This window comes from Streptomyces viridosporus, assembly GCF_002078235.1.
GTDB lineage: Bacteria > Actinomycetota > Actinomycetes > Streptomycetales > Streptomycetaceae > Streptomyces > Streptomyces viridosporus.
This window is the reverse complement of record NZ_MSGP01000563.1, coordinates 1-6,453: the sequence shown is the minus strand read 5'-3', so window position 1 is coordinate 6,453 and position 6,453 is coordinate 1. Positions and strand designations below refer to the sequence as shown.

General features: G+C 73.2%; 7 protein-coding genes. 5 read left to right on the top strand and 2 right to left on the bottom strand.

Going from position 1 to position 6,453, the window contains the following annotated elements:
* From B7L92_RS32575 to B7L92_RS32555, 5 genes are all read left to right on the top strand, one after another.
* Nucleotides 1-279: sugar ABC transporter substrate-binding protein (locus tag B7L92_RS32575; RefSeq protein ID WP_143626416.1), on the top strand; the 279-nt coding region annotated here is incomplete at its 5' end.
* Nucleotides 276-1,796, top strand: a complete 1,521-nt coding sequence (locus tag B7L92_RS32570; RefSeq protein ID WP_081240888.1) for a sugar ABC transporter ATP-binding protein — start codon at nucleotides 276-278, stop codon at nucleotides 1,794-1,796. The genes B7L92_RS32575 and B7L92_RS32570, both read left to right, overlap by 4 nt.
* Nucleotides 1,797-1,836: 40 nt before the next feature.
* Entirely contained in the window at nucleotides 1,837-2,292 is a 456-nt protein-coding gene (gene rbsD / locus B7L92_RS32565; protein ID WP_004989853.1) for a D-ribose pyranase, read from the top strand.
* A 76-nt stretch (nucleotides 2,293-2,368) separates the two neighbouring features.
* A complete protein-coding gene (deoC, locus tag B7L92_RS32560) occupies nucleotides 2,369-3,085 on the top strand; it encodes a deoxyribose-phosphate aldolase (protein WP_016826864.1) in 717 nt (238 codons plus the stop codon).
* A 101-nt stretch (nucleotides 3,086-3,186) separates the two neighbouring features.
* Complete coding sequence (locus tag B7L92_RS32555; protein WP_081240890.1) at nucleotides 3,187-3,948, top strand: GntR family transcriptional regulator; 762 nt, start codon at nucleotides 3,187-3,189, stop codon at nucleotides 3,946-3,948.
* A gap of 46 nt (nucleotides 3,949-3,994) precedes the next feature.
* Here B7L92_RS32555 and B7L92_RS32550 read toward each other — a convergent pair whose 3' ends face one another.
* Together B7L92_RS32550 and B7L92_RS32545 are read right to left on the bottom strand one after the other, a co-directional pair.
* Entirely contained in the window at nucleotides 3,995-4,750 is a 756-nt protein-coding gene (locus B7L92_RS32550; RefSeq protein ID WP_081240887.1) for an SDR family oxidoreductase, read from the bottom strand.
* Between the two features lie 5 nt (nucleotides 4,751-4,755).
* Nucleotides 4,756-6,453 (bottom strand): glycoside hydrolase family 15 protein (locus tag B7L92_RS32545; RefSeq protein WP_107501675.1); only part of this gene is annotated, 1,698 nt, incomplete at its 5' end.

Here is a 6,453-nt window from a genome sequence, read left to right as displayed (position 1 = left end):
GACTGCTGCTCCACCACCGCCGCCGGCAAGTGGGTGGCGGGCGCCGGGAAGAAGGAGAGCATCGCCGTCGGCGGCTTCGACCTGCTGCCGCAGACCGCCGAGTACCTGCAGAACGGGGTGCTCGACTTCACGATCAGCCAGAACCCGACCGAACAGGGCTACCAGGCCGTCAAGGTGCTCCACGACTTCCTCGACGGCGGCACCGAGATCACCGGGGTGAACACCGGTGCCCAGTTCGTCACCCGGGACAACCTCGACGAAGCAACGGTGGAGCAGTGAGCGCCCGGCCCCAGGCCGCCCCCGCGATCCAGGTGCGCGGCCTGTCCCGCAGCTTCGGCGCCGTGCGCGCCCTGACCGACGTCACCTTCGAGGTCCCCGCCGGGGAGGTCACCGCCCTGCTCGGCGAGAACGGCGCCGGCAAGTCGACCCTGCTCAAGATCCTCGCCGGTCTCCAGCCGCCCAGCGACGGCACCGTCACCGTCTTCGGGGAGCAGGTCACCTCCTTCGACCCCAGCACCATGCTGGACCGGCACGGCGTCGCGATCGTCCCCCAGGAGCTCTCGCTGCTGCCGGACCGCAGCGTCGCGGAGAACGTCCTGAGCGGCATGGAACCCGGGCACCGCTGGTTCCCCTCCCGCCGCCGGATGACGGAACGCACCGCCGAGATCCTGGCCCGCCTCGACCTGGCCCTGGACCCCGCCACGCCCGTCGGATCGCTGGACCTGGCGACCCAGCAGCTCGTGGTGGTGGCCCGGTCCGTCGCCCGGGGCTGCCGCGTGCTGATCCTGGACGAGCCGACCGCGATGCTCACCCCCGCCGAGGCCGAGCGGCTGTTCACCCTCATGGACGGCCTCAAGGAGGCCGGCACCACCATGCTGTACGTCTCCCACCGCATGCCGGAGGTCTTCCGGCTGGCCGACCGGATCGAGGTCCTGCGCGACGGCTCCCACGTCGCCTCCTGGCGGAACTCCGAGACCACGCCCGACCAGGCGGTCGCCGCCATGGTGGGCCGCCGCCTCGGCCAGTTCGAACGCCGCCCCGAGCACCGGTCGGACCCCGAGGTGGCGCCCGCCCTGCGCGTGACGGGCCTGACCGGCCGCCGGCACCGGGACGTCTCCCTGGAGGTCCGGCCCGGCGAGATCCTCGGCGTGGCCGGACTGCCCGACTCCGGACGGGTCGAGCTGCTGCACAACATCTTCGGCGGCGACCGCGGCACCGGCGGCACGGTGGAACTCCAGGGCGAGCCCTACGAGCGGCGCAACCCCATCGCCAGCGTCGGCCGCCGCCTGGCGTTCGTCCCCGGCGAGCGACGCGCCCAGGGGCTGCTGACGACCATGAGCGTCGGCGACAACGTCGGCGCACTGATGGCGGGAAGGCTGAGCCGGTTCGGTCTGCTCCGCCGCCGCGCCCTGGACCGGCAGGCCACCGAGCAGGCGCAGCGGCTGAGGGTCAAGACGGCCACCATGGACCAGCCCATCACCAGCCTGTCCGGCGGCAACCAGCAGAAGGCCGTCCTCGGCCGCTGGCTGGCGATCGATCCGGCCGTGCTGATCCTCGACGAACCCACCCGCGGTGTGGACGTCGGCGCGAAGGCGGAGATCTACGAGCAGCTGTTCGCGCTCGCGCAGAAGGGTCTCGCGATCCTGTGCTCCTCCTCCGACCTGCCCGAACTCCTCACCCTGACCGACCGGATCGTCGTGATGAGCGAAGGGCGCGTCGCCGGTGTCGTGCCGTCGGCCGAGGCCACCGAGGAATCGATCATGACCCTCGCGACCGGGGCGGTGCCGGCCGCCTGAGCCCCCTTCCGACTCTTCCCCCCATGCGAAAGGAACGACCATGAAACGACACGGCATCCTCAACGCCGAGCTGAGCGGAGCCCTGGCCACCCTCGGCCACACCGACCTGCTGCTGGTCGTCGACGCGGGCTTCCCCGTCCCCCGGGACGCCCACCGCGTCGACCTGGCGATCGCGGAGAACCTGCCGGACCTGCGGACCGTGCTCGGACTCATCGCCGACGAGATCGTCGTCGAGGGCGTGGTCCGCGCCGAGGACGTCCCCACCCACCACCCGCGGCTCGACGCCTGGCTGCGCGAGCGGTTCGCCGGCGCCGAGTTCACCACCCGGCCGCACGCCGAGGTGCTCGGTGAACTGGCCCGCAGCGCCAAGGTCGTCGTCCGCACCGGCGCCTTCGAACCCTGGGGCAACATCGGCCTGTACTGCGGCGTCGACGCACCCCGCTGGTTCGACAAGGAGGACGTCGTCGTCCCTCCGGAGTACGCCTCCAAGCTCTGATCCCCGAGGCCGGGCCTCGCGGGCGCGCGGCTCCTCCGCCGCCCTCCACCCACCCCCATCCACAGGAGACAACCCCGTGTCCGAGACAGTGACGACCGCCTCCGCCGAACTGACGCTCAGTCCGGCCGAGCTGGCCCCCTACATCCAGCACACCCGGATCGACTCGAACGCCACCCGCGACGACATGGTCGCCCACGCGCGGGAGGCCGTCAGCCACGGCTTCAACGCCGCGATGGTGCCCGCCTCCTGGCTGCCCGTCGTCGTCGCCGAACTCAGCGGCACCGGGGTCGGCGTCGCCTCGGCCCTGGACTTCCCCACGGTGGGCGTCATGACCAGCGCCGGCAAGGCCGCCGAGGCGGCCGAGATCGCCCGGCTCGGTGCCACCCAGCTCGACATCGGCGTGCAGGTCGGCTGGCTCAAGAGCGGCAAGTACGATGAGTTCCGGGAGGACATCGCGGGCGTGGTCCGCGCCTTCGGGGGCCCCGTCAAGGTCATGCTGGAGCTGCCGCTGCTCAGCGACGCGGAGAAGGAGGCTGCCGTCGAACTGGCCATGGAAGCCGGCGTCGCCTACCTCAAGAACGCCAGCAGCGGGCAGATCGAGACGGCGAACCCCGAGAGCGTCCGCTACCTTGTCGACCGGGCCCGCGACGGCGTCCGGGTGAAGGCGTCGGGCTCCATCAAGACCTACCGCCAGTCCCTGGAACTCCTGCGCGCCGGGGCCTCGTTGCTCGGTACCAGCGCCGGGACGGCGATCGTCACCGACACCGGTGACGAGTCCACCGTCAGCTACTGACCGTCGCCGGCGCGGGCCGGCCGACACCGACCAGCCGCCGCGCCCCGGCTCCCTCCGGCCGGGGCGCGGCGCACCCACCCGTGGAGAGGAGAGGCGTGACCGTGACGGCCGACGAAGGGGGTCTGCCGGGCATCCGGCGCAACGTCCCCACCGCGATCCATGTGCAGATCTCGGAGCACATCCGGCTGCGCATCGCGAGCGGCGAGTGGCCGGCGCACTACCGGCTCAAGAGCGAGCCCGAACTGGCCCAGGAGTTCGGCGTCAGCCGCGGCACGGTGCACCGCGCCCTGACGACCCTCATCGAGGAGGGCCTGCTCCGGCAGGTCCGCGGACGCGGTACGTTCGTCACGTCCACGGTCATCGAACCGTCGATCGCCCAGAAGCTGAGCACGCTCTCGGAGGACTTCGCCAGCCAGGGCGTCGTCGCCACCACCGAGGTGCGCGAATGCTCCCTGATCACCCCGCCCAGGCCCGTCGCCGCCCTGCTCGACCTGGACTCCCCCGACGCGCGGGTACTGCGTCTGGTGCGGGTGCGCAGCACCACCGAGGGGCCGGTCGCCCTCCTGTTCAACTTCGTGCGGGCCGACCTGGCGCCCGGCATCGAGCAGGCGGACTTCGCCTCCTCCAGCCTCTTCGGGGAGCTGGAGGGCACCTTCGGGCTGCGGATCGCCTCCGCCCGCCGCACCTTCAGCGCGGAGGCGGCCTCCGAGGAGACCGCCCGCGCCCTGGCCGTGGAACGGGGCAGCCCCGTGCAGTACCTCCAGCAGGTCACCTACCTGGACGACGGGCGGCCGGTGGAGTACTCGGACGTGTGGATCCACAGCGGCCGGCTGCGGGTCACCTCGCTGCTGATGCGCCGTTGACCGGCACCCCGCCGGCCCCCGTCCCCGCAACGGCCCGCGGTCCCGGCTAGAACCCGTGCCGCACCCCGCCGTCCACCGGCAGCATCACGCCCGTCAGGTAGGAGGCCGCCGGGGAGAGGAGGAACGCCGCGGCGCGGCCGAACTCCTCCGGGGTGCCGTAGCGGCGCAGCGGGATGCGGGACTCGGCCGCCCGGCGGGTGGCCTCCGGGTCGGCGGACAGGGAGTCCAGCTCGCGGACCCGGTCCGTGTCGATGCGGCCGGGGAGCAGGCCGACGACGCGGATGCCGCGCGGACCCAGTTCGTCCGCGAGCGACTTGGCGAAACCGGCGAGGCCCGGGCGCAGACCGTTGGAGATGGTCAGGCCGGGGATCGGCTCGTGCACCGAGCCGGAGAGCACGAAACCGATGACGCCGCCCTGGTCCAGTTCCGCGGCGGCGGCCCGGGCCAGCCGCACCGCGCCCAGGAACACCGACTCGAACGCGCTGTGCCACTGCTCGTCGGTGGTGTCGGCGACGAACCCCGGCGGCGGCCCGCCCACGCTGACGAGGACGCCGTCGAAGCGGCCGAACCGCTCCCGGGCGGTCGCGATCAGCCGCTCGGCCGCCCGGGGGTCGGCGTTGTCGACGGCGACCCCGACCGCGTGCGGGCCGAGCGCGGACGCCGCCGCGGCGACGCCCTTCTCCTCCCGCCCCGTCACGACCACCTTCGCCCCGTCGGCGACCAGCTCGCGCGCGGAGGCGTGGCCCAGCCCGCGGGTCGCCCCGGTGACGACGTACACCCGGTCCTTCAGTCCAAGATCCATGGCCCTTATCCTGCCTCCTCGTCCCCGAACAGGGCGAGGGCGGTGTTCACCAGGCCGATGTGGCTGAACGCCTGCGGGAAGTTGCCCAGCAGCCGACCGCCCACCGGGTCGTACTCCTCCGCCAGCAGCCCCACGTCGTTGGCGAGCCCCAGCAACCGCTCGAACAGCTCGCGCGCCTCCTTGGGCCGGCCCGTCATGTACAGGGCGTCCGCGAGCCAGAACGAGCACACCAGGAACGTGCCCTCCTCCCCGGGCAGCCCGTCGACGGCCCTGCGGTCGGTGGAGTAGCGGCGCAGGAGGCCGTCCTGCTCCAGCTCCGCGCGGACCGCGTCGATCGTGCCGAGCACCCGCGGGTCGTCCGGCGGCAGGAAACCCACCCGGGGGATCAGCAGCAGGGCGGCGTCGAGCTCGCGCGAGCCGTAGGACTGCGTGAAGGTGTTCCGCTCGGGGTCGTAGCCCTGCTCGCACACCTCCCGGTGCACCTCGTCGCGCAGCGCCCGCCAGCCGTCGAGGTCACCGTCGAAGTCCGGGTGCTCCTGCAGCGTGCGCACGGCACGGTCGGCCGCCACCCACACCATCACCTTGGAGTGCACGAAGTGGCGCCGGCCGCCGCGCACCTCCCACAGTCCTTCGTCCGGCTGCCGCCACGCCGTGCGCAGGAAGTCGACCAGGACCTTCTGCAGCGCCCACACGTCCGGCTTCGGGGACAGCCCCGAGCGCCGGGCCAGGTCCAGGGAGTCCATGACCTCGCCGTACACGTCCAGCTGGAGCTGGTCCACGGCGGCGTTGCCGACCCGTACGGGCGTGGCGTCGTCGAAGCCGGACAGCCACGGCAGCTCGAACTCGGGGAGCCGCCGTTCACCCGCCAGGCCGTACATGATCTGCAGGTCCGCCGGGTCGCCCGCGACCGCGCGCAGCAGCCAGTTGCGCCAGGCCTCCGCCTCCTCCTGGTACCCGGCCGCCAGCAGCGCGTTCAGCGTGAGGGTGGAGTCCCGCAGCCAGCAGAAGCGGTAGTCCCAGTTGCGCACCCCGCCCGGCTCCTCCGGCAGCGAGGTGGTGGGCGCGGCGACGATGCCGCCGGTGGGGGCGTAGGTGAGCGCCTTGAGGGTGATCAGCGAGCGGACGACCGCGTCCCGGTGCGGTCCGTCGTAGCGGCAGCGGGCCGCCCAGGCGCGCCAGTCCGCGATGCTGTGCCGCAGCGAGGAGTAGGGGTCGACGAGGTCCGGCCGCGGCTCGTGGGACGGGTGCCAGGTGAGCACGAACGCGACCCGCTCGCCCTCCCGCACCGTGAACTCCGAGAGCGTGCCGAGGCCCTCGCCCCAGGTGCGCACCTCCGGCTCGCTGCGCAGCCACACCGAGTCCGGCCCGGCGACCGCCACCCGGTGGCCGTCCTCCGCGCGCACCCAGGGCACGACCGAGCCGTAGTCGAAGCGCAGCCGGAGGGTGCTGCGCACCGTCACCTCGCCGCGCACGCCCTGCACGATGCGCACCAGGTCGGGCGCGCGGTCGCGCTGGGGCATCAGGTCGGTGACCCGCACCGCCCCGTCCGGCGTCTCCCACTCGGTGTCCAGGACCAGGGTGTCCGGGCGGTAGGAGCGGCGGGTGCAGCGGTCCGCGCCGACGGGGGCGATGCGCCAGTGGCCGTTGTCCTCGTCGCCGAGCAGCCGGGCGAAGCAGGACGCGGAGTCGAAGCGGGGCAGGCA

Excerpts from the sequence above, each read along its gene's own strand:
- B7L92_RS32550 (WP_081240887.1), bottom strand. The coding sequence starts at position 4,750 with ATGGATCTTGGACTGAAGGACCGGGTGTACGTCGTCACCGGGGCGACC.
- rbsD (WP_004989853.1), top strand. The coding sequence starts at position 1,837 with ATGAAACGACACGGCATCCTCAACGCCGAGCTGAGCGGAGCCCTGGCC.